Here is a 26,805-nt window from a genome sequence, read left to right as displayed (position 1 = left end):
GGACTCCCCAGCTTGGGTGCGAATGCTCTCACGGGCGTCTTACGCCGCGTGGGTCGACATATTCATCGCGCGGCGAGCGTCCGTGCAAGCGCCCGTTTTCCCTGGGGCTCTCACAGGCGCTCTTCTTCAGGACCGGGGCTCCGGAGCGCCCTGGGTCGCCTCTTCCTGGTCGTCCCGGGAGGGCGGGGGCTGCGCGGGGCGGGATTCGCTGCGCACCATGGGCAGCCACTGGGGCTTCGAGCGAAGGAAGACGACCAGCCGCTCGCGCACGAGGAAGCGCAGGTCGCCCAGCTTGCTGGAGTTGGCCGCGCTCACCAGGGCGCGCACGGTGAGGGTCTTGTCCATCACGTCGAAGACGACCAGCGTCTTCACCCGGCCATCCCACAGGGCCTTGCCCTCGTTGGCGAGGATGCGGTCCAGCTCCGCGCGCAGCGCGTCGATGTCCGCCATGTAGTCCACCTGGAGGATGACGGTGCCCATGATCTCCGGGCTCCCCTTGCTCCAGTTCTGGAACGGCTTGTCCAGGAACTGGTTGATGGGGATGACCATGCGCCGCTGGTCCCAGATGCGCAGCACGACGTACGTGAGGGTGATCTCCTCCACCGTGCCGAACTCGCCCTCCACCAGCACGTTGTCGCCAATGCTGACGGGCTGGGTGATGGACAGCTGGATGCCGGCGAGCAGCGAGGACAGCGACTTCTGCGCGGCGAGACCGATGGCGAGGCCGGCGATACCGGCGGAGGCCAGCAGCGACACGCCCACGTTGCGCACCACCTCGAACTGCATGAGGAGCAGCGCGGCGGCGATGACGTAGGTGGCCACCTCGAAGACGGCGCGCAGCACGGCCAGCTGCGTGCGCAGCGAGCGCGCGCGGGGGTGGACGCTGGACTCGGAGGTGACGCGGCTCTGGACGTAGGCCTCCGACACGCGGAGGAAGCGCAGGATGAACCACGCCACCGCGACGATGGTGAGCGAGTAGCTCACCCGGTCGCTCAGCAGCTTCAGCTTGGGAGGCAGGAGCAGGAACGAGGTGCCCAGCGCCAGCAGGATGGCGAAGAAGGGCAGCCGCAGGGGCCCCCGGCCCGCGCTGACAATCTGGTCGTCCCATGTGATGCGCGTCCAGCGCGCCACCCGCAGCGCGGCGGCCAGCAGGAGCTTCTCCAGGAGATAGGAGAGGACCCACGCGCTCAGGAGCGTCACCACGAGTCCCAGCCACTGCCACAGCTCCAGCCCCAGCACCGTGCGGTCGAAGAAGACGGCCGGGAGCGTTTCGGTCAGCAGCGGGCCGTACTCCTCGAAGAGCGGGTCCACCATCTTCACGGTGGACTCCGACACCACCCAGATGGGCGTGCCCTCCACGGTGAACCGCTGCAGCCGGATGGGCACGCTCTCGCCCTTGAGCGGGATGGCCCCCAGCGACGCGAAGCGTGAGTTGGGAGGCTCACCCTCCGGCGTCTTCGGCAGGGCGGACGTGTCCACCGACAGCTCGCGGTCCAGGACGAATTTCAGCTTCCGCGCCAGCTGGGCGCCCTGCGCGGGCTGCTCGTCAACTGGCAGGTGGTCCAGGTAGAGGTAGTGGGCGGCGCGGGCGTACTCTCCGCGATGCACCGCGTCCAGGAAGCCCTGCGCCGTGGCGCGAGGCGACGTGCGGTCCAGGTCCTGCGGGACCTGCCCCAGGCCGTTGTTGAGGGCCAGGACGGGGAGGCCACCGAGGACGCACCCCAGGAGAAGAAGGGCCACCAGGACCCGGGAGGCATGGCGCATCATGGCCGCCTCCTTACCCTTTTTCGGGCCGGCCGCCCGGGAAAGACGGTGGGTGTTTCCGAGCCCGCCCGGCCGCTGGGAAGCCCAGGGTCGAGAACAGAAAACCCGTGCTGGAACGCGATACGGGAAAGCATTGGTGCGCCGCTGGGTGGTGGGCTAGAACCGACCCCCAAGGAAGGTCGCCGTGTCCGAAGAGAAGCGAAGAATCCTCCTCATTGACGACAGCGAGATCACCCTCGCCATGGAGAAGGCCGTGCTGGAGGCCCGGGGCTATGAGGTCGTGGCCACCTCCACGCTCATGGAGTTTGAGAAAACGCTTCAGAGCTGGCGGCCGGACCTCATCCTCACGGACATCCACATGCCCGAGGCGAAGGGCACGGACATCTGCCGCACGCTGAAGAACGAGTACAACACGCAGGACATCCCCATCGTGTTGTTCTCCAGCCTGCCGGACGACGAGCTGTCGAAGCTGGCCGAGCAGGTGGGCGCGGATGGCTCGCTCTCCAAGGTGAATGGCCTGGAGGCGATGGGCGAGAAGATCGACGAACTGGTGCAGAGCATCCTCTGGTGATGACGATGCGCGCGGCCGTCCTCGCGGTGCTCGTCAGCGCGCTTCTCACCGGTTGCAGACGCCAGGAGCCGCGCGCCCCGGAGAGCGGCGCGGGCAGTGCTCCTGGACAGCAGCAAGCCTCCTCCCCTCCTCCCGCCGCGCCTCCGGGCGCCGTGCTGTTCATCTCCGCGGACACGCGTGGATACCTGGGCCCGTGCGGCTGCAGCGAGAACATGCGCGGAGGCATCGGCCGGGCGGCGTTCCAGGTGCAGCAGGCGCGTCAGGGCGGCCAGCCAGTGCTCTACATCGACGGCGGCAACAGCCTCTTCGGTGAGACGCACCTCAAGGCGGATCAGGTGCCGCAGGAGGAGCGCAAGGCGAAGGCGCTCGCGGACGCGTTCCGCACCATGGGCATCGCCGCGCGAGCCACGGGCGAGCTGGACGACACGCGAGGCGCCGCCTTCCGCCAGGGCCTGGGTCTGCCGGAGATACCGACAGGCGGCGTGAAGGTGCTGGACGCGGGGACGCGCAAGGTGGGCGTGGTCGCGGCGGCTTCCGGCGAAGCGCTGGTGAAGGCCAGCCAGCAGGCGCGCGAACAGGGCGCGGACTTCGTGGTGGGCCTGTTGGACCAGCCGCTGGAGGACGCGCAGGCCGCCGCCGCGTTGCCGGGCCTGGCCGCGAACCTGGTGGTCGCCACGCACAGCGCCAGTGAGTTCTCCGCGGAGGAGAACCGGCTGGTGCGCTCCGACGTGCCGGTGGTGGCGGTGCAGAGCAAGGGGCGCTCACTTCTGCGCGTGGACCTGACGTACGCGCCGGCGAAGGGGCCCTTCACGCCGCAGCGCTCGCAGGGGGACGTGGAGCGGGAAGTGACGGCGCTGGAGCAGCGCATCGCGCTCCTGGACAAGGAGATCGCCCTGCCCGGCATCGACCCGAAGTTGAAGGCGCTGAAGCAGGGCAAGCGCGACGAGCTCGCGGCGCGCAAGCAGGGCTTCCTCACCGCGCCGCCCGCGCCCGCCGCGGACGTCAACGGCTTCGCGCTGCGCTTCCTGCCGCTGGAGTCGAACCTGCCCAGCGCGCCAGACACGCAGGCGCTGGTGAAGGCGTACGACGCGGACGTGGGCCAGCTGAACCTCGCGTGGGCGAAGGCGCACGGCCAGGACTGCCCGCTTCCGGAGAAGGGCCAGGCGGGCTTCGTCGGCAGCGCGGTGTGCGCGGACTGCCACCCGGACGCGACCGGAGTGTGGGAGCGCACGAAGCACCACCACGCGTGGGAGACGCTGGAAGAGGTGGGCAAGCAGCACCACCTCAACTGCGTGGGCTGTCACGTCACCGGCTGGCAGAAGCCCGGCGGCGTGTGCCGGCTGGACAAGGTGGAGGGCCGCGAGGACGTGGGCTGCGAGAGCTGCCACGGTCCGGGCTCCAAGCACGTGGACTCGCCGAGCCCCGCGACCATCGTGGGCAAGCCGGGACAAGCCGTGTGCGTCACCTGCCACAACACGGAGAACTCGCCGCACTTCGACTTCGCCACGTATCTGCCTCGCATCCTCGGTCCCGGCCATGGCGGAACGGTGAAGAGCGGGCAGGCAGGCGAGCCACCGGCGAAATAGGGTCGCTCGCTCCTACGGTGGGTCCTTCCCGGGGGCACACCACGCGACTTGTTGTTTGACTGTCAAGAAAGCTGGCGAATACTGCGGCCTTCGCCTGCTTCTGGGCGACCTCGCCTGGCGTTCCCATGCCGCTTTCTCTGCTCCTGCTTGCCCTGGCCTCGGTTCCCTCCTCGCAGGGCGTGGCGCCGTCACTGGTGCCGCCGCCCGGCGTGCGTGCGGTGCCCTCCTCGCAGGCTCCCTCGCTGACGGCGGATGGCAGCCTGGCTACGGCCCCCGCTCCCATGGAGGAAGGCGAGGAGACGGAGGAGGTGGAGAACGAGTCCGCCGAGTTGGAGGAGCTGCGCGCGCTGGAGGGCGCGACGCTGGACCCGGAGGCGAAGCCGAACGCGGAGATGATGCAGTCGCTGCGCCGGCTGGGCCTGACGAACCCGTTGCGGCTGCGAATGTTGGACGCGCTGGAGGAGCCCACCTTCCGCGAGGACGACACCGCCCCGCCGCTGGCGCGCATCACCGACCTGGCGAGCTTCGATATTTCGCAGGTGAAGGACCGCTACGACATCCCGGTGGACATGCAGCCGCGGGTGGCCGAGTACATCCAGTTCTTCCAGGGCCCCGGCCGCAAGTGGTTCCGCAAGTGGATGGCGCGCTCCACGCGCTACCTGCCGGTGATGCAGCCGATCCTGGAGTCGAAGGGCCTGCCCCGGGACACGGTGTACCTGGCGATGATCGAGAGCGGCTTCTCCGCGAACGCGTACTCGTGGGCGCACGCGGCCGGGCCGTGGCAGTTCATCTCCAGCACGGGCAAGCAGTACGGCCTCAAGCAGGACTTCTGGGTGGACGAGCGGCGTGACCCCATCAAGGCCACGCACGCGGCGGCGGCGTACCTGAAGGACCTCTACGGCGAGCTGGGCCACTGGTACCTGGCGTGGGCCGGCTACAACACGGGCTCGTACCGGGTGCGCAAGATGGTGACGCGCTACGGGACGAACGACTTCTGGGTGCTGGCGGAGGAGCCCGGGCTGGCGAAGGAGACGAAGCACTACGTGCCCAAGCTCATCGCCGCGGCGCTGGTGGCGAAGAACCCCACCGCGTTCGGCTTCTCCGAGGAGGAGTTCCAGTACGAGTCCACGCTGGAATTCGACGAGGTGAAGCTCACGGACGCGACCGACCTGGACGTGGTGGCGCGCTCGGCCGGGGTGAGCGTGACGGACGTGCAGGAGCTGAACCCGGAGCTCAAGCGCTGGTGCACGCCTCCGGCGACGGCCTCGAAACCCTACACCCTGAAGCTGCCGCGCGGCACCACGACGCTCTTCGCGGAGAACTTCAAGAAGCTGTCACCGGCGGACCGGCTGACGTTCCGGGTGCACACGGTGAAGAAGGGCGACACGCTGTCGCAGATTGCCCAGAAGTACGGCACGGCGCCGGAGGCCATCCTCCAGATGAACCGGCTGAAGACCGCGCGAGTGCTGAAGGTGCGCTCGGAGCTGGTGATTCCGGTGCCGGCGAGCGGCCGGGGTGGCAGCGGTGACGCGGGCATCAGCGGCGCGCTGGCGTCGAAGGTGGCGCAGGCGCGGCGCAGCGGCGTGGTGGCGACGCGGCCGGAGGACGAGGTTCCGGCGGGCACGCCGCGTGGCCCGGTGGCGGCGGGCCCGGTGAAGACGGAGAAGGTGGATGGCAAGACGCGCGTGACGTACGGCGTGCAGGAGGGCGACAGCCTGTGGCTCATCGCCAACCGCTTCCAGGTGTCGGTGGACGACCTGAAGAAGTGGAACAACCTGCCCAAGCGCAACCGCACGCTGTCGCTGGGCACGCTGCTCGCGGTGTGGCCGCCGGAGTCCAAGGGCGCGGCGCCGGCGAAGGTGGAGGAGCGCGGCGGCACCATCGTGGTGGCCACCGCCGTGGCGAGCCAGGCGCCCGTGGGCCCCAAGGGCAAGGTGCACACGCTGGCCGAGGGCGAGACGCTCTGGTCGGTGTCCCAGCGCTACAACGTGTCCGTCGAGGACATCATGAAGTGGAACCACATCAAGGACCACCGCACGGTCCCCACCGGCAAGCTGCTGTCGCTGAGCGCGCCGTAGCGGAACAGGGGCATGGCGCGACGGCCGGGACCTTGCAGTCCCCGGCGCCATGCTCGCATCCGCACTGCTTCGAGAGTCACCGCTTCTTCCCTCTGAAACGCCTGGCGCGAGCGAATCCGCGCCGGCCCTGTCCGTCCTGCCCCGTGGAGTCGAACGTCCGGGGGACAGGACGGTCTCCGGAGGCAACTCGCTGACGCGCTTCAGCGGGCCCGGTCCGGTACCGCGAGGGCTTTCCCTCGCCCCACCGTCCGACGGAGTGTCCGGCCCTGAGAAGCGTGCACGCGACATCGTGGCAGGAACGGCGGCAACCCTCGTCGCGCGAGCCGAAGAGGCGACGCGTGCGGTGACGGCTGGGGGCCTGGGCGTCATGGAGCCTCCAGTCGACTTCGCGGGCGCGGCGGTTCCGGTGGCAGGCGGACTGGAGCATCCGCGCTTCGCCGGGTCGCCTCAGCTCACGGACGTGGCGTCCGGCGCGACGGTGCTCGGCACGGGCTCGAAGGGCGACGGGCTGCGCGCGGTGCAGGGCTCGCTCATGGACATGGGGTTCGCGCTGTACGGCGGCGCGGATGGACGCTACGGCCCGGATACGGCGCGCGCGCTCCGCAACTTCCAGGTGCATGCGGGCCTGCGCTCCAGCGGCGTGCTCGACACCGTCACGCTGAAGGCCCTGGAGGCGCTCGCTCCGGCGCAGGGCTCACGGGGACAGTCGCGCGCCCTGCCCTCTCCGTTCTACGCGGGCCAGCCCGTGCGAGTGGTCATCGCGCTGCGCGAGCACCGCACCTTCCTCTTCGACCCGGAGGGGAAGCTCGTGGACATCTTCCCCAACGCGGTGGGCACCGCCGCCACGCCCACGCATCCGGGCCTCAAGGTCGTGCGCGCGAAGTTGGATCAGGTGGCCACCGAGAACGCGGGCGCGCGGTTGTGGAACGACCGGCACGTGTTCGGCGCGCGGCTGCTGGACCTGTCCTGGGCGGATGGACGCCGCAGCGGCGAGGAGCTGCATGGCACCAGCGCCCCTGCCCTGCTCGGGGGCGACGTGTCCCACGGCTGCATCCGCCACGCGAACGAGGACATCCTCGTCATGCATGACGCGCTCGCCGTGGGCGACCGCATCGCGGTGGTGGAGACGCTCCAGGACCCGCACCTGGGCGTCCCCGTCACCGTGGGCTAACGACGTCTACTGCTCTTCCAGGAGCATCTTCAGCTCCCGCACGCGCTTGCTGATGAAGTCTCGGTCCAGCTTGCGGAAGTTCTCCGGCAGCAGCGCCCGGCTGGTGCACTCCTGCACCGCCACCAGGTTCTGCATTTCAATCTCCAGCGGGTAGCTGGGCGGCACGAAGTCCGCCAGCACCGCGGCCAGGTCGTCCTTCGTCACCTGATCACGTCCGTCCGCCAGCGCGCGGAACTTCGAGCGCACCATCACCGCCTCGATGTCCGCACCGCTGAAGGCGCGCACGCCGCCGGGAATCAGCGCGGCGAAGGACTCCACGCCCTCCACGGACACGCCGGTCTTCTTGCTCATCGCCTGGAACAGCTCGTTCCGCTCTTCATCCGTCTGCGGATAGAAGAGCGCGAGGTGCTCCTCCGCGCGGCCCTGGCGCTTCAAGTCGATGGGCAGCAGGTCCGGCCGCGCCGTCAGCAGGAACCAGACAATCTTGCCGCGGTACTGCGTGTTGCCCATGAAGGACGCGATGGAGCCGAAGATGCGGCTGCTCGTGCCGGAGTCCCCGCCGGAGTCGCGGTTGCCGAGGAAGGTGTCCGCCTCGTCGACCATCACCGCCACCGGCCACAGGGCCTTCAGCAGGTTGAAGATCTTCTCCAGGTTCGATTCCGTCACGCCCTGCCACTGGCTGCGGAAGTTCAGGAACTTCACCACCGGGATGCCAATCTCCCCGGCGAAGCAATTCACCATGAACGTCTTGCCCGTGCCCACCGGCCCGCTCACCAGGTAGCCCATGGGCATGACCTCGATGCGGCCCTTCTTCAACGCGGACGCCGCCTGCCGCAGCATCTGCTTCGCGGGCGCGTGCCCCGCCACCGCGTCCAGCGTGTGCGCCGGCTCGATGAACTCCAGCAGGCCGTGGCACTCCGCCTGGATGAGCTCCTTCTTCTTCTCCTTGAGAAGCTCCGGAGTGATGCGCACCTCCCGCTCCAGCGCCTCCGTGAGCACGCGGTCCAGGTTGATGCGCGACAGGCCGGCCGTCATCTTCGCCAGGCCCGCCACCGGCACCTCCGACACGGACTGGAGCTTCTTGCCCTCCAGCTTGGAGCGCACGTACTCCAGGCGCTCCTCCTCCGTGGGCAGCGGCAGCTCGATGGGCGCCACGTACGGGTTGCGGCTGATGCGCGGCGACACGTCCGACAGGTTCTCCGCCAGCAGCACCACGGACACGTCGCCGGCCAGGAACTGCGGGTCGTGCGCCCACTTGTCCAGCGTGGCCACCACGAAGCGGTCCTCCGCGGACAGGTGGCTCATCTCCCCGCCGGGCACCAGCGTCTCCGCGTAGTCGATGATGAGCGCCATCGAGCGGCCCTCGCTCAGGCGCATGCGCAGGAAGTTCTCCAGGATCTGGAGCGCCCGGCCCGGGTCGCGCGGCATGACCTTGGCGTAGTCCGTGCCGTACATGGCGTCGTAGCCCGTCATGGCCCGCGCCAGGTCCTTCTGCGTCTCCGGCGTCGCCGAGCGGATGCCCGACGAGCGGTCGTAGAAGAGGACGTGGTCGCGCCCGCCGAACAGCTCCTCCGACAGGAACGTCTTGAGCGTCCCGAAGCCGCGCCCGCCGTCCTCCAGCTGCAGCGGCTGCAGGTCGCGCACGGCCCCGTACAGAAGGAAGGTGCTGACCGTCTTCGTGTAGTACTTGCGCGCCAGCTGCTGCGCCCACCGGGGCAGATCCGCCAGCGGATCCGCCTTGTTCACCTTACGCACCTTCGTCACGGACATCCCTCCGGCGCCGCTCCCCCCAGGGACATCCGGGGGGAGGACCCCCAGGCTACCTCTTAAGTGTCAGGACCGCGGTGCCGCTAATCGCGGCAGCGCGCCTGCTTCTTCAGGGTTGCATCCACCTTGACCGTGGAACCCGCCGGGGACGGCGTGCCCACGGATACGTCCTCGTCCGCGTAGCATTTCGCCTTCAGCGTGAGCTCGCGCGTGCCCCAGGGCACCCGGACGGTGGCCGGGGTGACCGCGCCCAGGTCCTTGTTGCCCTGGAAGATGGACGCACCTTCGGGCGTGGACTCGATCCGCACCTCCACGGGCGCGCGCTCCAGGTTCGCCACCACGTCCAGGCCGTTGTTGTTCACGGCCATCTTCTTGATGAAGGGCGCGTAGCCGGCGGCGGTGACCTCCACCAGCGGGGCGTCGTTGCTGAGCGAGAAGTCACGCAGCACCTGCTCGCGAACGCCCTGCTTCCGGGCGACCTGGTTGTCGATCTTCACCTCGGCGTCTTCCGGCTGGGTCTTGAAGACCACGACCACCGAGCGCGCCTGCCGCTTGAGGACCACCGGCACCTGCGTGGCGTTGGTGCCCTCGGACACCATGACGGACTGGTTGAAGGCCTCGTAGCCCGGAGCGGTCACCACCACCAGCACGTTGCCCACGGACATGGGCTTGAGGGCGAAGCCGTTGGGGGGGAACTTCTCCGGAAGCCCCGCGTTGATGGACACCATCGCGACGTCCTTCGCCTCCAGCGTCTTGAGCTCCACCATCACGTAGCCCTGCGCGGGCTTGCTCGGGGAGAAGACCAGGGCCACGCCCACCAGCAGGAACAGCGACGCCAGACCCACGGCGCCGTAGAGCAGGCGCTTGTCCATGCCCTTGAAGCCCAGGCCCCGGGCAGGAGCCTCCTGCTCGGGCGCGTTCCTCTGGCGGCCTTCCTTCGCGGGCGGACGCGGCGCGTTCCCGTTGTTGAGGACGGGGGGCGCGGGCGGACGCGGCAACGGTTCCGGCAGCGGGTCCGGCCGGTGGAGTCGCTGCGGCGGACCGTCGTTGCCCCGGTTCGGCGTCGGACGGGGCATGGGCCCGTCGTTGGCCATCAGCGTGGGCACGTTGGTCAGCGACGGACGCGGCGGCGCGGCGCTCAACACCGGCGCGCTGTTCTGCGACAGGCGCGGCGGCGCCGGCGGCTGGGGCGGCGACGAGAGCGGCGGGATGACGGCGGTGCGGCCCGCCACGTCCTCTCCGTCGTCGTCGTCGGGCGCGGCCGGGGACTCCAGCGGCGTGACGGCGCGGCCAATGGCGGCACCCGGCTGGGTGGTGGGCTCCGGCGAGTCGTTGAAGACGGCGTCGCGGTCCACCATCTGCGTCGCCAGCTCCTCGTCCTCCTTGGGCGAGGGCGCGGCGGGCGCGGCGGTCAGCTTGGGCAGCGCGGCGAGCGTGGGCGAGCGGCGCGCGCCCTGCCCGTTGTTGGCGCCGGAGTTGGAGGCGCGCGGCGGCGGCGCGGACACGGGCTCCACGGCGGGCGCGGACGGCGCCACCGCCGGGATGTTGGTCATGCTCTGCGTGGGCACCGGGGACGGGCCGCTGTAGCCCGCCTCGATGGCCGCCAGCATGCCGTCCGGCGCGCGGATGTCCGCGTACTCGGCCAGGCGCTGCTTCTCGCGTTCCACCTCTTCGGCGAACGTGGACTTCATGTACTGCATGAGGTCCTTGCGGCCGAAGATGGAGTCGCTCGTCAGCAGGAAGCGCTGAAGGTCGTCGCCCAGCTCGCTGGCGTACTGGTAGCGCTCCTCCACGTCCTTCGCGAGCGACTTGAGGACGATGCGCTCCAGCGCCTCCGGGATGCGCCGGTTGTACGTGGACGGCGACGGCACCTCCGCCTTGCGCACCTTCTCCAGCACGCTGAAGTCGCTGTCGCCCACGAAGAGGCGCTCGCCGGTGAGCATCTCGTAGAGGCACACGCCAATGGCGAACACGTCCGAGCGGCGATCCAACGGCAGGCCGCGGATCTGCTCCGGGCTCATGTAGCCGAACTTGCCCTTGAGGATGCCGGCCTGAGTCTTGGTCGCCTTGCCCGCCGCCTTCGCGATGCCGAAGTCGATGACCTTGACCTCGCCCTCGAAGGACACGAGCACGTTCTGCGGCGAGATGTCGCGGTGGACGATGTTGAGGTCGCGCCCCATCCCGTCCTTCTTGCGGTGGGCGTAGTCCAGGCCCTCGCACATCTTCGCCACGCAGAAGGCGACCAGCGGCACCGGCGCGGGCTCACCCTTCTTCCGACAGCGGTCGAAGATGGCCCGCATGTCCTTGCCGGGGATGTACTCCATCGAAATGAAGTAGCTGCTGGCGATCTGCCCCAGCTCGTAGATCTGCGCGATGTTGGCGTGGGTCAGCTGGACGCTGATCTTCGCCTCATCGATGAACATCGAGATGAATTCTTCATCCTCGGCGATGTTCGGCAGGATGCGCTTGATGGCGACAAGTCGCTCGAAGCCACTGGCGCCGAACTGTTTGCCACGCCAGACCTCCGCCATGCCGCCGATGTTGACGCGGTCCAGGAGGAGATACTTCCCGAACGGGATGGGTTGCCGCTTCGGTTGAGAGGTCGTCACTGTGTGTGGGGGTCGAGTCCTTGCAGGGAGCCTATCGATCGCGGCTCCAAAGGGTCAACCGCGCGCGCGGACCTATTTCCGCCCGCTTGCTCCCCAGGCGACCCAGACTCAGGGCAAAGGGGACGTCGCCGCGCCCCCATCCACGGTGGGGATCTCCAAATCAATGCCCGGCAGGACGTCATTTTCCTCGGGATCCGCGGGGATCTGTGCACGCACGACGGCGACGCGCGGCTCGCCCCGCTGGGAGAGCACGGCGGGCGCACCAAAACGCACCTCGGCGGGCAGCCCCACCAGCGTCACCCAGGCCTGTTTGCCGTCCCGGGCCACGCAGTAGAGCAGCGTGCCGGCCCGGGTGCCGGGCGCATCACGGGCCGGGCCCTCGCAGTCCGTGCGCACCTGGAGTGTATAGGCCGGCACCGACGACCCGCGCTCCAGGTACGGCGGAGAGCCCAGCGCGTCCACCAGGGGCTGTAGCACCTGGGATCGCGAGGGCACGGACTCCACCGTGGCCAGCTTCTGGGCCTCGCCCTGGAAGCGCTGCAGTGCCACCGAGGCCATCTCCGGCGGGTCCAGCGGCGTGCGGCTCTCCGCGAGCACCAGGTCCACGAAGAGCGCCACCACGAGCAGGATGGGCAGGAGCCGGTAGCCCTTGAAGCCCTCCGGCTTCTTGCGCAGCAGTCCGGCGAGGAACACAGCCAGGCCCGCGCCCGCGAGTCCGAGCACGATGCTCGCGCGCACGGCGGACGGCGGCGTCAGGAGCGCGGAGACCTCCTCGGTCCGGGCGCGCAGGGCATCCGAGAGGTCGCCCCCGTAGATCCACCCGAGCGCCCCCAGGCACAGGACGTTGGTCAGGAGCGACTTGCGAGAAGGGCCGCTCATCCCGCCAACGTCCTCGCCGGATCCGTGGCGGCGGCGCGGCGGCTGGGGAAGTACGCCCCGGCGAGCGCGGCCACGAGTCCCAGCAGCACCCCGCCCAGCACCACTGCCGCGGGGAAGGAGAAGAAGCTCTCCGGCTTGAAGGGGAAGTTGGGCAGGTAGCCCTTCGCGAGCCGGTCCACGATGAAGGCCAGCACCAGCGCCGCCGCCGTGCCCGCCGCGCCGCCCAGCACGCCCACCACGCCGGCCTCCGCCAGCACGATGGCGCGCACGTCCGCGCGAGAGGCCCCCACCGCCTGCATCACGCCAATCTCCTTGGCCCGCGCGCGCACGGACGAGGACATCGCGTGAGCGATGTTCACCGCCGCCAGCACGCAGATGAGGATGGAGAGCAGCGCCAGCGCGGACGTGGTGAGCGCCACCGCCGCGCCCGCGTTCTCCGCCAGCCGGCGCTCCTGATCATCGATTTCGAAGCCCATCCCCTTCACCGCCTCCACCAGCTCCGGGACGCGTGAAGGGTCCGCGGCCACCAGCGTGACGCCGGAGTAGCTGTCCGCGTCCGCGCCAGAAGCGCGGTTGATGCGCACCGCCGTGTCCAGCGGGATGGTGATGCCCGCGAGCATGGCCCGGTCGGACGCGCCCACCACCTGCGCCTGCTGCGTGGTGCTGGGCCCGCCGGACGTGGCCGCCACGTAGGAGCGGTTGAACTCCACCGGGAAGCCGAAGCCGATGAGCATCTCCGCGGACAGCTGAGGCAGCTTGCGCGCGGGCGCGAACGTCTTGTTGTACAGCTCCAACAGGCGCGTGGAGATGAGCGCGGGGATGGCCTTGCCCTCCCCCGGGTCCTTGAAGTCCTTCGCCTCCGGCAGCCCCACGTCCTTCTGCACCAGGCCGGGGTCCACGCCCACCGCGAGCACCTCCATGCCCATGCGCAGGCGCGAGCCGAAGAAGACGCCGTCGTAGCGAGTCACCGCCGGCACGCGCACGTTCATCTTCCGGTACGTCGTCTCCACGCCGGGCAGCGCGGCCAGCCGCTCCACCGCGGCCGTGTCCAGCTTGCCGCCGCCCAGCAGGCCCAGCGACACCGCCGGGGGCACCACGTCCACCAGCCGCGCGTCCGTGGGGAAGATGCGCTCGCGGATGACGCTCCCCACGCCCAGGCCCAGGCCCACGAAGAACACCAGCGCGCCCACGCCCATGGCCACGCCGAAGGCGGAGAAGAACGCGCCCTTGCGTTCACGCGCGAGGGACAACCTCACCAGTCGCGACAGTGCGTCGAACCTCACGGGGCACCTCGCGACGCCAGGGCTTCCGACGCGGGGGATTCCTCCACCAGCCGCGCGTCCTTGAGCCGCAGCACCCGCCGCGCCACCGCGCTCATGCGCTCCTCGTGGGTGACGGTCAGCACCGTGAGCCCTTCCTTGTGCAGCTCCTGGAAGAGCTGGATGACGCCCGCGCCGGTGGCCGCGTCCAGGTTGCCCGTGGGCTCGTCGCACAGGAGCAGCTTCGGGCCGCCGAAGAGGGCCCGGGCAATGGCCACGCGCTGGCGCTCGCCGCCGGACAGCCGCACCGGCGCGCGGTCCTGCTTGGAGCCCAGGCCCACGCGCTCCAGCAGCTGGCTCGCGCGCTTGCGTCCGTCCGCCGTGGCCGGACCGAAGTGCGAGGGCAACAGCACGTTCTCCAGCGCGGACAGGTTGGGGATGAGGTGGAAGGACTGGAAGACGAAGCCCACGTGCGTGTTGCGGAAGCGAGCCAGCTCCTTGTCGCGCAGGCCGGTGAGCTTCACGCCGCCCACCTCCACCTGCCCCTGGTAGTGCACGTCCAGGCCGCCCAACAGGTGCAGCAGCGTGGACTTGCCGCTGCCGGACGCGCCCACCACCGCGACGAAGTCCCCAGCCTCCACGTCCAGCGACACGCCGTCGAGGACGCGTACGCGCGAGCCCTCGCCGTCCTCGTACTCCTTCACGACATCTCGCGCGTGGATCAAGGCGTGGCCGGGGTCGTGGTGGTGGCGGGCGCGGGCGTGAGCCGCAGGGAGACTTCCGCCTGCAGCGCCTTGTCCTTGCGAGACAGGGCCATCGTCACCGCGCGCAGGTCGTCCGTGGCGTCCAGCCAGCGCACCGTGGTGGCCTTGATGGCGAAGCCGCCAATGCCCCACGCGGCGGAGGGCAGCGCCTTCACCGCGTCCGCCAGCCGGCGCAGGTCCAGCAGCACCACCAGCGCGGCGTCCTTGCCCACCGACTTCAGGTCCTCGGACACGGGGCCGGTGCCGGCCGGCTGCGCGAAGGAGGCCAGGGTGGACTCCAGGCGCGCCTTGGGCGCCGCGAGCAGCAGCTTGCCGTCCTTGGACAGCGCGAAGTGCGCGCCTTCACCCGCGCGGTACGACGTGAGGTACGCCTTCTGGCCGCTCACGTCCGTGGGCTCCACCTTCGCGCCGAAGCCGCCCGCGAAGCCGGGCACCTTGTCCAGCGTGGCCTGCCCCTTGGCCACGTCCTTCACCTCCGCGAGCGCCACCAGGTTCACGAAGCGGAAGGGGTTGGTGCGCCGCAGGTCGAGGTCCGGCATGCCCGAGGACAGGTTGACGTTGGGCGACAGCGACAGCGCGAGCACCATGCCCGGCTTGAGGTTGTCCAGCACCTCCGTCTTCACGTTGAAGCCCGCCTCCTGCACCGCGCGCGTCACCTGCGAGCCGGCCAGGTACGGCCACACGCCGTCCAGCTGCGCCGGGTCGCCGCGGAAGCGCGCCACGAAGAAGCTGTCCTGCGGCAGCCAGCCCGCGAGCGACTCACCGCCCTTGGGCTCCAGCGCCGCGAGCGACGCCTGCGTGTCCGGCCACGGCGCGTCCGCGCGCAGCGTCAGCGCGCGCTCCTCGACGTGACCCGTGAAGGTGATGCCCTGCACGCTGCCCGCGGGCAGCAGGCCCATGCCGCCCGGCAGCCACACGTGGAAGTCGCGGTCGCCGGAGAGCCGCTTGAGGGACGCCTCCAGCACCGGCTCCTTCGCGATGGACTGCTCCTCCGGCAGCGCCGCCAGCTCCGTCAGCCGCGCCACCGACGCGCCTCCGCCCAGGAGCACCAGGTCGTGCGGGAGAAAGAGCATGCCCAGCATGGGCGTCGTGGAGCCCGGACGGTTGAAGGTGACGAGCCGTCCGGCGTCCACCTTCGTGTCCTTCTCCTCCGAAGCGCCCAGGCGCGTGCGGGCGAAGGTGGCGAAGGTCGTCTTCAGCTTGTCCGCGTCCTTCACGCCAATGACGGACACCGCCTGCATGCCCCCGAAGAAGGCCGCGCCCGCGCCGCGCTTGGGGTCGATGCCCGCGTCCTCCAGCGCCTTCCGGCTGCGCAGGTCCACGCCCACCTGCCGCATCACCGCGGACACGTAGCGCTCCGCGGAGGGGAAGTTCTGCAGCTGCGCGACGAACGAGGCCACCTTGAGGTTCTGGAAGCGCGCGAGCTTCTCGCCCAGCGTGCCCAGGTCGTCGATGACGACGGCCGCCTGCGCGGTGCGCGGCAGGTAGCGCGACACGCCCCGGGGCGAATCCGCGGGCCCGGCCGCCTCCTTCCCGCAGCGCGAGCAGCCGGCGAACACGACCAACAGCAGGACCAACGGGAGGAATCCAACGCGGCGGAGCATGGGCGGCAGGACAGGATGCCTGCGGCGGAGAGTCAATCTATTCGTGCTCCGGCCCAGGCCCCCGCCAGTGCCGCAAGGTGCCACGGTGAACAGGTGCCCGTCCGGGCCCGTGCCCGCTCTACCGCACGCGGGTGCCGCCGTGCGGCAGGGGTGCGGAGGTCTCCTCGGTGAAGTCGAGGAAGCGCTCCATCTGGCGCACGGTCTCGTCCGTGGCCTCCGTCTCCGCGGAGAGCACGTCCAGCTGCCGGTTGACGCTCTCCGGGTCGCGGATGGCGATGGACTGCTCGTGCGTCAGCCGCATCAGGTCCTCGATGCCGGCCAGCTGGTGGCTCACCACCTCGCGGCTCTCGCCCGCCTGCTCGAAGCGCATCAGGCGCTTGCGCTGAATCTCCACGCGCTTGCCCTTCACGTCCTTGAGGCGCGGGTTGGCTTCCCCGGCGACCTCCGACTCCAGCGCCGCCACCTCGGAGGTCAGGTGCTCCCGGTCGGACCCGCTGAGGTACGTGCGGTACTGGTTGAGCGCGGAGATGAGCCGCAGGAAGGACGTGAGCAGCGCGTCCAGCTTGGGCTCGCTGTCCGCCGCCAGCACGCGCCCGCCGGGCAGCTTGCGGTAGTTGGCGAGGATCTTCTCCTTCAGCCCCACCAGCTGCTGGTAGTGGTCGCGCTGCGACGGCGCCAGGTCCGCGAGCAGCGAGTCCACCGCCGCGCGCGCGGCCTCCGGGTTGTCCGGCTGCTGCGCCCGCACGGCGCGCTGGAAGCGCTTCATGGACGACACGACGGCCAGGTAGACGCCCTCCACGCCCAGCGCCACCATCATGGGCAGCGGCTCCTGCGTCACGGCGCTGGACATGGCCGCCGTCGTCAGCCCCACCAGGTTGGCCGGCAGGAGGAACGCGGCCTTGATGTAGTTCGGTGTCTTCGCCACGTCCGACTCCCCTTCCCTCTTCCGGCCCGCTTCAGGGCCCCCGCGCCTCGGAGACGTACTTCAGCGCGCCCAGGTCCCGCGTATCCTCCGCCGGAGGGGGCGCCGTCCCGCGATTGAGCTTCTGGAAGAGCGCCGCGGCGCTCTGGAAGAGCTCGTCATAGGTAACCGGCGCCTCGCCGGAAAGTCCGAAGAAGGCCCGATTGTCCGCCAGCGTCGCGGGCGGAGCGCTGCGGATGGCCTCCGAGGGGTCCCCCAGGTAGGGCGCCACCTCTCCCAGAAGCCGCGCCCCGGCCGCCGGGGACTTGAGCACACCCTGCCCCGCGTCCAAGAGCCCCCGGAGCACCCGCCGCACCGCGTCCGGGTAGCGCGCCGCGAAGTCGCCCCGGGCCACCAGCACCGTGGCCAACAGGTGCGGCGCGTCCGCCGTGGTGGCCAGCACCTTGCCGCCCCGGTCGCGCGCCGCCAGCTCCACGTCGCCCCACAGCCCCACCACCACGTCCGCCCGCCCCTCTCGCAAAGCCCGGCCCGCGTCCAACGTGGAGGGCAGGTCCACCCAGCGCACGTCGGAGGTGCGCAGCCCCGCGCGCGCCAGAATCCACAAGGCGAAGTAATGCGACGAGCCGCCCGGATACACGCCCACCCGCTTGCCTCGCAGGCTGGCCAGGTCCGGCACGCCCACCGCCGCCATGGCCTCCTGGCCCCGGCTGCGTCCCACGAGCAGCACCGTGCGCGGCGCCGCGTCCCTCAAGGTGGGCGCCCACGACGCGAGCCGGTCCACCGAGAGGGCCGCCATGTCCACGCCGCCGTTCTCCGCGCCCACGGACAGGGCCTGCTTCAGCTCCTCCTCGCGCGCGAAGAGCACCGCGCGGGCGTCCAGCGCGTAGGCCGTCTTGAGCAGACCCTGCGCGGCGCCCGGGGGCGTGGCGGGGTTGTCCAGGGTGGTGGCGCCGCCGGCGGCCACGAGCAGCGCGGAGGCCGAACCGCGCGGGGTGAAGCCGATGAGCACGGGCCGGAGCGGCACCGATGCCACGTCCGCCACCGGGGCCGCGACGCCCGCCGGGAAGTCGCCCGGGGACAGCCGCACCGCTTCACGGGTGGAGGGAAAGAAGCGCGCCTGCAGGCGGTCGAGGTAACCCGCCCGCGAGGCGAACACGTACCCCGCGCCCAGGACACAGAGCGCGAGGAAGAGAAAGAGGCCGGGTCCGCGGTGCAGCTTCATCCGTGTGCGCCGGCCCCTTTCATGGGGGGAGACCTACTTGATCTCCACCTTCTTGCCGATGGTCTTTTCCGGACCGGCGCCCACGTCCGACACCGGCGCGGGGCTGTCCATCAGGCCCATCTCCATCTTGAACTGCTTCACCAGCTCGTCGCCCTGGATCTTCTCCGCCTCTTCCTCGATGGCCGCGGCCTGGTGGTCCACCGACTCCAGCGCCATCTGCATGCGCGCCTCGTTGATGGCCGTCTTCTCCTGGACCTTGCGGAGCATCTCGTCGTGCGTGGAGTCCACGCCCGCGACGGTGAAGGACTCCATCGTGTCGGCGACCTTCGCCTGCCACTTGGCGCGGCGCGCGTCCCGGACGGCGTTCATCGCCTCCTGCGTCTTCCGGTCCTTCTCGCGCATGAACGCCTTCTTGACGTTCAGGGCCTTCTCGTAGGCCTGCTTCGCGATGTCCAGCTGCTGCTGGTTGCGCGCGAGGGCTTCCTTCTCCCCCTGGAGCTTGGTCGCGTAGGTGCCGGCCAGGTCGTCACGGCCCGCCTGGATGGCGGCCTTGACCTTGGCGGTCAGCTCCCGCACGTCCTGCTGGTACTTCATGTTCTCCTTCTCGAGCAGCGTCACATTCGCCCGGACCATGGCGATGGACTCGTTCATCTTGGGGACCTGATCGTTCAGGTCACGGATGTTCTGCTCGAGAATCAACTCCGGATCCTCGATGGAGGAGACGAAGAAGCCCGCGAAGCTCCGCATCGCTCTCTTGAATCGCTGCCACATGTCGGCTCTCACCTCCGCCTGTGCTTAATCCCAGTCACCTTACACGAACTCCGACGCCCACAAGCATCCGGCCGCAAGGCGCGTGTCACCGTGACTACGCCCGCCCGGAACGGATGATTGCTCCGGAACAGCCACCGCCCGCCAGCCCGGCCGGGTCCAGGGCCACCGGTCCGGCCCCCGTTCGCCACTCCCCGTCCCTTTAGGGGGCCACCCGGGGTCGCGAAAGACGCTGTGGCCATGAACTTGCCGGGTGGGGAGGAAGCGGGGAAAACGAACGTGTCGCATGGACCCGACTCCTCCCGTTGCCTTTGAAGACGAGCTCGCGCGGGTGGTGGCCGCCCAACGGCGGCGCGTGCTGGGCGCCGGGGCGGCGGTGCGGCTGGTGGGCACGGTCGTGTTCTTCGCCGTCAGCCTGGGGCTGTGGCTGACGGGCGCCCGGGACTGGGCCCACTACCCGCCCCTGCTGCTCTGCTACGGCGGCGTGGTGGCGCTGCTGTTCGCGCTGCGCGCCAGGCCTCTGACGAAGCAGCTGGGCGTCGTGCAGTCGCTGGTGGACGTGGGGCTGGTGTTCGGCCTCCAGCAATTGGCCCTGCCGGTGTCGCCCTTCCCCGCGGGCGTGGCGGGCTTCAGCCTGGGGCTGTTCGCGCTGGTGGTGGCGCTGTCCGGCCTGGAGCTGATGCCCTGGCTCGTCTACGGCGCGGCGGGCCTGGCGTCGCTGGCCCAGGCCGTCCTCATGTACCAGGCGGGCGTGAGCCCGGGCGCCATGGCCGTGGCGGCGGTGACGCTGGTGCTGGTGGCGGCGGTGAGCCACTACGGCACCGGGCGGCTGAGGCAGCTGGCCATGGACCTGTCGCACGCGGAGGTGGCCCGGCAGCTGGGGGCCCGCCGCACCCACGAGGTGGAGGACGCCCACCGCACCATCGAGCGGATGCTGTCCGAAGCCCACGCGCGCAACGCCCAGTTGGAAGCGGTGCAGGCCCACCAGGAGCAGTTGATGCAGTTCCTGGTGCACGACCTGCGCTCGCCGCTGTCCGCCGTGACGCTGTCGCTGTCGTGGATGGAGCAGGAGCTGCCCATCGGCACGCCAATGGTGGAGTCCGTGCGCACGGGCCTGGCCGTCACCGCGCGCCTGGACCGGATGATCTCCGACCTGCTGGACGTGCCCCGCCTGGAGCAGGGCCGGCTGTCCCCGCGCAAGCAGGCCTTCCCGGTGGCGCCGCTCTTCGACGAGGTGCGCCGCTCGCTGGATGGCGCGGCCCGGCTGCGCAAAATCAAGCTGGAGCTGTCGTCCCCGCCGGGCTTCCAGCTGGTGGGCGACGCGGGCCTGCTCATCCGCGTGGTGGAGAACCTGGCCACCAACGCGCTCCGCTACGCCCCGTCCGGCGGGCGGGTGCGCCTGGAGGCTGGTGAGCAGGAAGGCTTCCAGTGGCTGGCGGTGCGCAACGACGGCATCGCCATTCCGCCGGAGGCGCGCGAGTCCCTCTTCGACAAGTACGTGCAGGGCCACCGCGAGAAGGAGGGCCGCCGGGGCTACGGCCTGGGGCTGTACTTCTCCCGGCTGGCGGCGGAGGCCCACGGCGGACGGCTGGCGGTGGAGGACGCGGAGGGCTGGTCCACGTCCTTCGTGCTGCGCATGCCCCGGGTACAGCCGACCTCGCAGCCGTCGCTGGATCCGACGGCCGCCTGGCGCCGCTAGGACGCCTTCAGCTTCGCGCGGGCGAAGAGCTTCGTCGCCTGCGTGCGGGCGTTGGCCAGCACCGTGTTCGCGTCCAGCGTGGTCAGCTCGCCCTCGCGCAGCACCAGCTTGCCGTCGATGAGCACGTGCGACACGTCCGTGGAGCGCGCCGAGTACACCAGCGGCCCCGTGACGTCGTCCGGCAGCGGGCAGAAGTGGAAGCCGCGCGTGTCCACCACGGTGAGGTCCGCGCGCTTGCCAACCTCCACGGAGCCCACCTCGTCCTCCAGGCCCAGGGCGCGCGCACCGTGCAGCGTGGCCATCTCCAGGACGTGCATGGGCGTCATCGCCACCGGGCCCACGCGCGGGTTGTGCAGCACGGACGCGAGCCGCATCTCGTGGAACAGGTCCAACGTGTTGTTGCACGGGGCGCCGTCCGCCCCCAGCGCCACGGGGATGCCGTCCTTCAGCAGCTCCGGCACGCGCGCGTAGCCCGACGCGAGCTTCAGGTTGGAGCCCGGGCAGTGGCACACCACCGTGCCGGACTCGCGCAACAGCCGCTGCTCCTCGCCCTCCACCCACACGCAGTGGGCCAGGGTGACCTGAGGGCCCGTGAGCCCCAGCCCGTGGAAGAAGGCGATGTTGTCCTGGCCCGTCACCTGGCGGACCACGTCCGTCTCCGTGCGGTTCTCGCTGGCGTGTGAGTGGATGCGCACGCCCTTCTCCCGCGACAGCCGGCCCACTTCCCGCAGCAGCTCCGGCGAGCAGGACAGGGCGAAGCGCGGCGCGAACGCGTAGCGCAGGCGGTTGTCGTGGGTGCCGTGCCAGCGCTCCATCAGCGCCAGGCTCTCCGACAGGGAGTCCGCCGTCGTCTCGCGCAGGCCGGCGGGCACCTCCGCGCCGGAGTCCATCATCGCCTTGCCGCCGACGAGCCGGAAGCCGCTGTCGCGCGCGGACTCGAAGACGGCGTCGTAGTGGTGCACGGTGCCCATGTCGAGCGCCGCCGTGGAGCCGGAGCGGATGAGCTCCGCGAAGGTGAGGTCCGCGCTGGCGCGCAGGGACGCCGCGTCGTGCGCCGCCTCCATGGGCCAGATGCGCTCCTTCAGCCAGTCCAGGAGCTCCCGCTTGTCCGCGTGGCCGCGGAACAGCGTCTGGCAGGCGTGCAGGTGGCCATGGATGAGGCCGGGCATCACCACCTGCCCTGCGAGGTCCAGGACGCGGCAGGCGCCCTTCACCTTCAGGCCCCGGCCCACCTTGGCGATGCGCCCGTCCTGCACGAGCACGTCCGCGCGAGGCAGCACCTCGCGGTCGCGGTTCATGGTGACGACGGTGGCGCCAGTGAGAAGCAAGTCCACGTGAGGGAGGTCCTAGAAGAAGGAACGGGTGAAGGCGTGGGGCAGCAGCTCGCTGAGCGGGTAGCGCGCCTCCTGCCCGTTGAGGGTGCGGCTTCGCACCGGAAGGTCAGGCCCGGCGAACTCCGCCATCACCTGGCGGCACATGCCGCACGGGGGACAGGGCTCCGGGGTGTCCACGACGATGGCCACGGCCACCGGCTTCTCGCGGCCCTGGGCCACGCCCGCGACGAACGCGTTGCGCTCCGCGCAGACGGTGAGGCCGTAGGTGGCGTTCTCCACGTTGCAGCCGGCCACGATGGAGCCGTCCGCGTAGAGCACGGCGGCCCCCACGGGGAACTTCGAGTACGGCACGTGCGCGCGCTGACGCACCCGCAGGGCCTCCTCGAACAGCCGCTCCCAGGGAATCTCCTCCGCCATGCCGCCCTCCTTCGCGAAGGCGCCGTCCACCGGCGCCCGCGTCCATCCGGGGATGCCCTAGCGGGCGCCCCGGGGTTCGTCATTGCTCTGGTCGTCCAGGTGCCGGGCGATGGCGAGCTCCAGCTCCACCGGCAGCTCCACGAAGCGCACGCGCACCACCGGGCCCGTCATGCCGGCCTTGGGGGGCAGCACCTCGCCGCGCACCTGCACCTCTTCCAGGGACGGGGGTAGCGCGAAGCGCACCTCCACGGTCTGGCCCGGGTCCAGCGCCTCGCCCACCCATCCCACGCCGCCCAGGGACAAGTCCCCCGCGCGGTCCAGGAAGGCATCCGCCCCCTCCCGCCGGACCTTCAGACGCATGGGAACGCGGGGCGAATCGCGCCGGTCCTCTCCTGCCCTGGAGTCCTGGTTCTCGTTCTGCTCGGACATCGCCGTCGTCTCCCTGCCGCTGCCGCTCTCGTATCCGACCTGGGTCGCGTTCAACCACCGCCCCCGGGTCCAGGCCGGCGCATCATACGCGGGCCCGTCTACCCAGTTGCTCCTGAAAATGCATCCCCCCCGGGTGGCGCAGGCGCCGCTCAGGCCCCGCTCAGGCTCCCGTGGCGCAGAACTGCTCGTAATCGATGAGCTCCACCTTCGCTCCCGGCGCGCACACGGGGCACTCCGGGTCACGGCGCAGCTTGAGCTCCTGGAAGCGCATGCCCAGGGCGTCAAAGGTGAGCAGCCGCCCCACCAGCGACTCCCCCAGCCCGAGCAGGAGCTTGAGGGCCTCCGTGGCCTGGAGCATCCCGATGAGCCCCGGCAGCACGCCCAGCACGCCGGCTTCCGCGCACGACGGCGCCAGCTCCGGCGGGGGCGGCGCGGGGTAGAGGCAGCGGTAGCAGGGCCCCTGGCCGGGCAGGAAGGTGGTCACCTGCCCCTCGAAGCGGAACACGGAGCCGTGGATGTTGGGCTTGCCCATCAGCACGCACGCGTCGTTGAGCAGGTAGCGCGTGGGGAAGTTGTCCCCGCCGTCCAGCACCAGGTCGAAGTCCGCGAGGATGCGCTCCACGTTGGCGGTGGTGAGCCGCTCCTGGAACGGCACCACCTTCACGTCCGGGTTGAGCGCCTCCAGGGCGGCCTTCGCGCTCTGGACCTTGGGCTGGCCCCGGCGCTCCAGGGTGTGCAGCACCTGGCGCTGGAGGTTGCTCAGGTCCACCACGTCCGCGTCCACCACGCCCAGCGTGCCCACGCCCGCGGCGGCCAGATACAGCGCCGCCGGTGAGCCCAGCCCGCCCGCGCCCAGCAGCAGCACCTTCGACTTGAGCAGCCGCGCCTGTCCCTCCTCCCCCACCTCCGGGAGGATGAGGTGGCGGCGGTAGCGCTCCTTCTGCTCGGCGGAGAGGACGACGGGCTTCTCCACCGGGAGGGCCGCGTCGCTCCAGCGGTTGTAGCCACCCGCGAGCGAGGACACGCGCGTGTAGCCCATCTCCCGCAGCGTGCGGGCCGCGAGCGCGGACCGGGTGCCACCCGCGCAGTAGAGGACCAGCTCCTCGTCGCGGGCCGCCTTCTCCTCGATGCGCAGCTCCAGGTAGCCCCGGGGGAGGTGCACCGCGCCCGGGAGCCGGCCGCCCGCGTATTCGTCGGCCTCGCGCACGTCCACGAGCTTCACCTTCGCGCCCGACCCCAGGAGCTGGTGGACGTGCTCATGGGAGACCTCGCGGATCTCCTTCTTCACTTCCGACAGCAGGTCGCGGAACGTGGAGGCCATGGGGATTGCGTAACTACTCCAGACGCTCCAGCACCAGCGGGCGGGCCGCGGGCGCCTGGTCGCCGAACTGGTAGGCCGCGAGCAGCCGCGCCTTCACGCCCTCCACCGGACCGGCGTCGTTGTAGTGCACCTGCACCAGGGGCTCGCCCTGCTTCACCGTGTCGCCCACCTTCTTGAGCAGCGTGAAGCCCACGGCCGGGTCGATGCGGCTGTCCACCCGCTGCCGCCCCGCGCCCAGCGCCACCGCCGCCAGCCCCACGCCTTCCGTGTGGATGCCGGTGACGAAGCCATCGCGCGGCGCCACCACGTCCGTCGTGGCCTTCGCCGTGGGCAGGAGCGAGTAGTCGTCGATGGAGCGCGGATCGCCGCCCTGCGACTGGACGATCTCCTTGAGCTTCTTGATGGCGCTGCCGTCCTCCACGGAGCGGCGCAGCATCCCGCGCGCCTCTTCCACGGTGGCGGCCTTCTTGCCCAGCACCAGCATCTCCGCCGTCAGGGCGTAGGTGATTTCGGTGTAGTCGTCGGGCGCCTCGCCGCGGAGCATGTCCACGGCCTCGCGGACCTCCAGGGCGTTGCCCACCTGGCGGCCCAGGGGCTGATCCATGTCCGTGAGCAGGGCCACGACCTTGCGGTTCATCTCCGCGCCCAGGCCAATCATGGTGCGGGCCAGCACGCGCGCGTCGTCCGCCGTCTTCATGAAGGCGCCGCTGCCCACCTTCACGTCGAGCACCAGCGCGTCGATGCCCTCCGCCAGCTTCTTGCTCATGATGGACGACGCGATGAGCGGGATGCAGTCCACCGTCGCCGTCACGTCGCGCAGCGCGTAGAGCTTCTTGTCCGCGGGGGCCACCTGGGCCGTCTGGCCGATGAGGCAGCACCCCACCTCGCGCACCAGCCGGCGGTAGTCCGCGGTGGACAGGTTCACGTTGAAGCCGGGGATGGACTCCAGCTTGTCCAGGGTGCCGCCGGTGTGGCCCAGGCCGCGTCCCGAAATCATGGGCACGGGCACGCCGCAGGCCGCCGCCAGGGGCGCCAGGCTCAGGGACACCTTGTCGCCCACGCCTCCGGTGGAGTGCTTGTCCACCTTGATGGCCGGCGTGTCGGAGAGGTCCAGCACCTCACCGGAGTGGAGCATGGCGCGGGCCCACGCCCCCAGCTCCCGGGAGTCCAGCCCCTTGAAGAAGATGGCCATGCACATGGCGGCCATCTGGTAGTCGGCCACGGTGCCGGCGGTGTACGCCTGGATGAACGCCTGGATGTCGGACGGGTCCAGCTTTCCGCCGTCGCGCTTGGCCTTGATGAGCTCGTAGGGTTGCACGGGGCAAGGCCATAGCAGGAAGTCCCCTCCCCATGCACCCCTCGCGGGAAGGGAAAGCCCCGGCTGCATCTGGTAGATAGCGGGCCCCATGATGCTCCGCCGACTCCACGTGCTCGCCCTGGCCGCGCTCCTGTGCGCCTGTTCCAAGAAGTCCGAGGACGCCCCCAAGGCCCCCTCCCAGACTTCCACCGCCACGAAGCCCCCCGAGGGAAAGCCCGTCGTCGTAGGGCTCGTCATCGACGTGGGCGGCCGGGGTGATCACTCGTTCAACGACGCGTCCCTGCGCGGCCTGGAGCTGTGGGCCGCCGGCAAGAAATACGAGGGCGGCAAATACGTGGACGCCCCCGCTGGCGAAGTGCGTCAGTCCATCTCCTCCGACCTCGCGGCGCTCGCACCGGAAGTGAAGCCGCTGCCGGTGCAACCGCTGGTGCTCCAGAGCAAGGCGCAGGAGGACTACGCCCCCAACCTCCAGCTGCTCGTGGAACAGGGCGCGAAGCTGACCATCGGCAACGGCTACCTGCTGGCCAACGCGGTGCGCGACGTGGCCACGGAGAACCCGGAGGCCAGGTTCCTGCTCATCGACAGCCAGCTGATGGACGCGCAGGGCAAGCCGAAGTCGCTGCCCAACGTGCGCACGGTGCTGTTCAAGGAGCAGGAGGGCAGCTTCCTGGTGGGCGCGCTGGCGGGGCTGGTGACGAAGACGAACAAGGTGGGCTTCGTGGGCGGCATCGAGGTGCCCCTCATCAAGCGCTTCGACGTGGGCTACCGCGCGGGCGTGCGCACCACGAACGCGAAGGCGGCGGACGCGCTGATGGCCGTGTACACGGGCAGCTTCAACAGCGTGTCCGCGGGCAAGGAAGTGGCGCAGGACCTCATCGCCAAGGGCGCGGACGTCATCTTCCACGCGGCGGGCACGGACGGCCTGGGCGTCATCCAGGCGGTGAAGGAGGCGCGCGCGGCGGGCAAGACGGTGTTCGCCATTGGCGTGGATTCTGATCAGTCCCACCTGGCGCCGGACGCCATCCTCACCTCCATGGTGAAGCACAGCGACCTGGCCGTGTACCAGGCGGCGAAGGAGCTGGTGGACGGCAAGCTGACGGCGGGTGAGCAGGTGCTGGGCCTCAAGGAGAACGGCGTGGGCATGGCGGACGTGCGCGTGGAGTTCCCGGGCAAGGCGGAGGCGCTCCAGAAGGTGGAGGAACTGCGGCAGCAGATCCTCGCCGGGAAGATTGTCGTGCCGGGCACCCAGGCGGAGCTGTCCTCCTTCCAGGTCGCGCAGCCCTGATCTCCCTCCAGCACATCGCGAAGCGCTTCGGGTCGTGC

21 protein-coding genes are annotated in these 26,805 nt (G+C 70.4%); 6 read left to right on the top strand and 15 right to left on the bottom strand.

Translation table 11 applies throughout. The features are described 5' to 3' along the window. Positions 1-126: 126 nt before the first annotated feature. Positions 127-1,767 (bottom strand): mechanosensitive ion channel family protein, encoded by a 1,641-nt coding sequence (locus tag D7X99_RS27450; RefSeq protein WP_121780365.1) that lies wholly within the window; start codon positions 1,765-1,767, stop codon positions 127-129. Between the two features lie 181 nt (positions 1,768-1,948). Here D7X99_RS27450 and D7X99_RS27445 point away from each other — a divergent pair, with 181 nt between their 5' ends. From D7X99_RS27445 to D7X99_RS27430, 4 genes are all read left to right on the top strand, one after another. Continuing rightward, complete coding sequence (locus tag D7X99_RS27445; protein ID WP_014398957.1) at positions 1,949-2,335, top strand: PleD family two-component system response regulator; 387 nt, start codon at positions 1,949-1,951, stop codon at positions 2,333-2,335. 5 nt (positions 2,336-2,340) lie between these two features. Beyond that, on the top strand, positions 2,341-3,921 hold the full coding sequence (locus tag D7X99_RS27440; protein WP_121780377.1) for a cytochrome c family protein: 1,581 nt from the start codon (positions 2,341-2,343) through the stop codon (positions 3,919-3,921). A gap of 125 nt (positions 3,922-4,046) precedes the next feature. Beyond that, positions 4,047-5,999 carry a LysM peptidoglycan-binding domain-containing protein gene (locus tag D7X99_RS27435; RefSeq protein ID WP_121780364.1) on the top strand — a complete coding sequence of 651 codons (1,953 nt, stop codon included), beginning with the start codon at positions 4,047-4,049 and terminating at the stop codon, positions 5,997-5,999. 367 nt (positions 6,000-6,366) lie between these two features. After that, on the top strand, positions 6,367-7,170 hold the full coding sequence (locus D7X99_RS27430) for a L,D-transpeptidase family protein (RefSeq protein WP_121780363.1): 804 nt from the start codon (positions 6,367-6,369) through the stop codon (positions 7,168-7,170). 6 nt (positions 7,171-7,176) lie between these two features. Here the strand turns inward: D7X99_RS27430 and D7X99_RS27425 are convergent, their stop codons facing one another. The 9 genes from D7X99_RS27425 to D7X99_RS27385 all read right to left on the bottom strand — a co-directional run bounded on the left by D7X99_RS27425 (position 7,177) and on the right by D7X99_RS27385 (position 18,967). After that, positions 7,177-8,934: an ATP-binding protein gene (locus D7X99_RS27425; RefSeq protein WP_169827078.1), complete on the bottom strand. Its 1,758-nt coding sequence runs from the start codon at positions 8,932-8,934 to the stop codon at positions 7,177-7,179. A gap of 86 nt (positions 8,935-9,020) precedes the next feature. Continuing rightward, entirely contained in the window at positions 9,021-11,546 is a 2,526-nt protein-coding gene (locus D7X99_RS27420; RefSeq protein WP_121780362.1) for a serine/threonine-protein kinase, read from the bottom strand. A 108-nt stretch (positions 11,547-11,654) separates the two neighbouring features. Next, the gene (locus D7X99_RS27415) at positions 11,655-12,425 is read right to left on the bottom strand and encodes a hypothetical protein (RefSeq protein ID WP_121780361.1); all 771 of its coding nucleotides are present in this window, start codon (positions 12,423-12,425) and stop codon (positions 11,655-11,657) included. Further along, a complete protein-coding gene (locus D7X99_RS27410; RefSeq protein ID WP_121780360.1) occupies positions 12,422-13,708 on the bottom strand; it encodes an ABC transporter permease in 1,287 nt (428 codons plus the stop codon). The genes D7X99_RS27415 and D7X99_RS27410 overlap by 4 nt, the downstream gene beginning before the upstream one ends. Continuing rightward, entirely contained in the window at positions 13,705-14,409 is a 705-nt protein-coding gene (locus D7X99_RS27405) for an ABC transporter ATP-binding protein (protein ID WP_120578189.1), read from the bottom strand. Before D7X99_RS27405 ends, D7X99_RS27410 begins: the two co-directional genes overlap by 4 nt. Continuing rightward, positions 14,406-16,052, bottom strand: coding sequence for a hypothetical protein (locus D7X99_RS27400; RefSeq protein WP_121780359.1), 1,647 nt, complete (start codon positions 16,050-16,052; stop codon positions 14,406-14,408). Before D7X99_RS27400 ends, D7X99_RS27405 begins: the two co-directional genes overlap by 4 nt. A gap of 118 nt (positions 16,053-16,170) precedes the next feature. Next, positions 16,171-16,977, bottom strand: coding sequence for a hypothetical protein (locus D7X99_RS27395; protein ID WP_121780358.1), 807 nt, complete (start codon positions 16,975-16,977; stop codon positions 16,171-16,173). 31 nt (positions 16,978-17,008) lie between these two features. Next, positions 17,009-18,196 (bottom strand): ABC transporter substrate-binding protein, encoded by a 1,188-nt coding sequence (locus D7X99_RS27390; protein ID WP_121780357.1) that lies wholly within the window; start codon positions 18,194-18,196, stop codon positions 17,009-17,011. 33 nt (positions 18,197-18,229) lie between these two features. Next, a complete protein-coding gene (locus D7X99_RS27385) occupies positions 18,230-18,967 on the bottom strand; it encodes a PspA/IM30 family protein (RefSeq protein WP_120581429.1) in 738 nt (245 codons plus the stop codon). 283 nt (positions 18,968-19,250) lie between these two features. On the opposite strand from D7X99_RS27385, the gene D7X99_RS27380 reads away from it, so the two are divergent. Continuing rightward, the gene (locus D7X99_RS27380) at positions 19,251-20,663 is read left to right on the top strand and encodes a sensor histidine kinase KdpD (RefSeq protein ID WP_121780356.1); all 1,413 of its coding nucleotides are present in this window, start codon (positions 19,251-19,253) and stop codon (positions 20,661-20,663) included. Here D7X99_RS27380 and D7X99_RS27375 read toward each other — a convergent pair. The 5 genes from D7X99_RS27375 to D7X99_RS27355 all read right to left on the bottom strand — a co-directional run bounded on the left by D7X99_RS27375 (position 20,660) and on the right by D7X99_RS27355 (position 25,482). Then, entirely contained in the window at positions 20,660-21,997 is a 1,338-nt protein-coding gene (locus D7X99_RS27375; protein ID WP_120581427.1) for a 5'-deoxyadenosine deaminase, read from the bottom strand. The genes D7X99_RS27380 and D7X99_RS27375 overlap by 4 nt on opposite strands. Before the next feature lie 12 nt (positions 21,998-22,009). Beyond that, positions 22,010-22,414: a cytidine deaminase gene (locus tag D7X99_RS27370; RefSeq protein WP_120581430.1), complete on the bottom strand. Its 405-nt coding sequence runs from the start codon at positions 22,412-22,414 to the stop codon at positions 22,010-22,012. A gap of 57 nt (positions 22,415-22,471) precedes the next feature. Next, positions 22,472-22,897, bottom strand: coding sequence for a PilZ domain-containing protein (locus D7X99_RS27365; RefSeq protein ID WP_233613772.1), 426 nt, complete (start codon positions 22,895-22,897; stop codon positions 22,472-22,474). Positions 22,898-23,003: 106 nt separating this feature from the next. Continuing rightward, positions 23,004-24,164 carry a molybdopterin-synthase adenylyltransferase MoeB gene (moeB, locus tag D7X99_RS27360; RefSeq protein ID WP_121780354.1) on the bottom strand — a complete coding sequence of 387 codons (1,161 nt, stop codon included), beginning with the start codon at positions 24,162-24,164 and terminating at the stop codon, positions 23,004-23,006. Positions 24,165-24,177: 13 nt separating this feature from the next. Beyond that, entirely contained in the window at positions 24,178-25,482 is a 1,305-nt protein-coding gene (locus D7X99_RS27355) for a thymidine phosphorylase (protein WP_121780353.1), read from the bottom strand. A 91-nt stretch (positions 25,483-25,573) separates the two neighbouring features. Here D7X99_RS27355 and D7X99_RS27350 point away from each other — a divergent pair, with 91 nt between their 5' ends. Then, positions 25,574-26,767 carry a BMP family protein gene (locus D7X99_RS27350; protein ID WP_121780376.1) on the top strand — a complete coding sequence of 398 codons (1,194 nt, stop codon included), beginning with the start codon at positions 25,574-25,576 and terminating at the stop codon, positions 26,765-26,767. The last annotated feature ends 38 nt before the right edge of the window (positions 26,768-26,805 follow it).

Source organism: Corallococcus sp. AB032C, from assembly GCF_003668935.1.
GTDB lineage: Bacteria > Myxococcota > Myxococcia > Myxococcales > Myxococcaceae > Corallococcus > Corallococcus exiguus.
The sequence above is the reverse complement of the archived record's forward strand: the minus strand, read 5'-3'. Positions and strand labels throughout refer to the sequence as shown.

Excerpts from the sequence above, each read along its gene's own strand:
- D7X99_RS27415 (WP_121780361.1), bottom strand. The coding sequence starts at position 12,425 with ATGAGCGGCCCTTCTCGCAAGTCGCTCCTGACCAACGTCCTGTGCCTG.
- D7X99_RS27430 (WP_121780363.1), top strand. The coding sequence starts at position 6,367 with ATGGAGCCTCCAGTCGACTTCGCGGGCGCGGCGGTTCCGGTGGCAGGC.
- D7X99_RS27435 (WP_121780364.1), top strand. The coding sequence starts at position 4,047 with ATGCCGCTTTCTCTGCTCCTGCTTGCCCTGGCCTCGGTTCCCTCCTCG.
- D7X99_RS27385 (WP_120581429.1), bottom strand. The coding sequence starts at position 18,967 with ATGTGGCAGCGATTCAAGAGAGCGATGCGGAGCTTCGCGGGCTTCTTC.
- D7X99_RS27400 (WP_121780359.1), bottom strand. The coding sequence starts at position 16,052 with ATGCTCCGCCGCGTTGGATTCCTCCCGTTGGTCCTGCTGTTGGTCGTG.
- moeB (WP_121780354.1), bottom strand. The coding sequence starts at position 24,164 with ATGGCCTCCACGTTCCGCGACCTGCTGTCGGAAGTGAAGAAGGAGATC.
- D7X99_RS27370 (WP_120581430.1), bottom strand. The coding sequence starts at position 22,414 with ATGGCGGAGGAGATTCCCTGGGAGCGGCTGTTCGAGGAGGCCCTGCGG.
- D7X99_RS27380 (WP_121780356.1), top strand. The coding sequence starts at position 19,251 with ATGGACCCGACTCCTCCCGTTGCCTTTGAAGACGAGCTCGCGCGGGTG.
- D7X99_RS27350 (WP_121780376.1), top strand. The coding sequence starts at position 25,574 with ATGCTCCGCCGACTCCACGTGCTCGCCCTGGCCGCGCTCCTGTGCGCC.
- D7X99_RS27390 (WP_121780357.1), bottom strand. The coding sequence starts at position 18,196 with ATGAAGCTGCACCGCGGACCCGGCCTCTTTCTCTTCCTCGCGCTCTGT.
- D7X99_RS27440 (WP_121780377.1), top strand. The coding sequence starts at position 2,341 with ATGCGCGCGGCCGTCCTCGCGGTGCTCGTCAGCGCGCTTCTCACCGGT.
- D7X99_RS27450 (WP_121780365.1), bottom strand. The coding sequence starts at position 1,767 with ATGATGCGCCATGCCTCCCGGGTCCTGGTGGCCCTTCTTCTCCTGGGG.